Origin of the sequence: Agathobaculum sp. Marseille-P7918 (assembly GCF_900625105.1) — a bacterium.
GTDB lineage: Bacteria > Bacillota > Clostridia > Oscillospirales > Butyricicoccaceae > Agathobaculum.
Genome location: NZ_UYYD01000034.1, coordinates 1 through 866 on the forward strand (window position 1 = coordinate 1; position 866 = coordinate 866).

At 64.3% G+C, this 866-nt stretch carries 1 protein-coding gene and 1 pseudogene; both read left to right on the forward strand.

What is annotated here, in order from left to right:
* Positions 1-311 (forward strand): annotated as a pseudogene (locus EJL02_RS14310) (hypothetical protein); the annotation flags it as partial.
* Entirely contained in the window at positions 301-831 is a 531-nt protein-coding gene (locus tag EJL02_RS14035) for a putative phage tail protein (protein ID WP_125116967.1), read from the forward strand. The pseudogene EJL02_RS14310 and the gene EJL02_RS14035, both read left to right, overlap by 11 nt.
* The last annotated feature ends 35 nt before the right edge of the window (positions 832-866 follow it).

Below are 866 nucleotides of genomic sequence, written 5' to 3' on the forward strand. Positions count from 1 at the left end.
CGGCGGGCGTGCCGGTCGAAGTAAGCGTAACCGTGGAAACCGACGGTACGGTGTTCAAATTGGACACCGAGCGAGAACTCACCGAGCGGCTTGCCGAATATCTGGGCGAGATCGCGTTCACCGAGGGCGCAGAGGTGGTGTACAACCGTGTGCTGGCGCTGGTGATGGGGCTGCCCGGCGTGACCGACTGCTCGGGACTGACCGTCAACGGCGGCACGGCTAATGTGCCGCTGGATGCGACGCAGATCCCGATGCTCGGCACGGTGACGGTGAGCGGCATCGCAGAGGAGGCGGCAGCTGATGGAACGTAAGCTGACCGACCTGCTGCCCGAGCGGTACCTCGCCAGCCCGGAGGTGGGCGCGGCAGCGGGCGTGATCTGGGTGCTGGGCGAGGTGTTTCGCGCGCGGGCGCTCGACTGGCTGACGCAGCTGACCATCGACACCGCGACATGGGGCATTGTCTACTGGGAGCGCGAATACGGCGTCACCCCGCAGGCCGCCGACACGCTGGACGACCGGCGCAGCCGGGTCAAGGCCAAGCTGCGCGCGCCGCAGACTGTGACGGCCATCATGCTGGAAAACCTGACGGATAGCTACATCAACGGGCAGTCCATCGTCACCGAGCTGCCGCGTCAGCACAAGGTGCAAATCCAGTTCAACGGCGAATACGGCGTGCCCGCGAACCTCGAAAGCCTGACCGCGGCGCTGCTCGAGGTACTGCCGAGCCATGTCGGGTACGAGTACCTCTACCGCTATCTGCTGGTGCGCGAGGTGCACGGCATGACGATAAACGAGCTGCAGAGCCACACGCTGCACGATTTTGCGTTCTGAGGAGGCGGACATGAGTAAATTAACGGATATTCTGG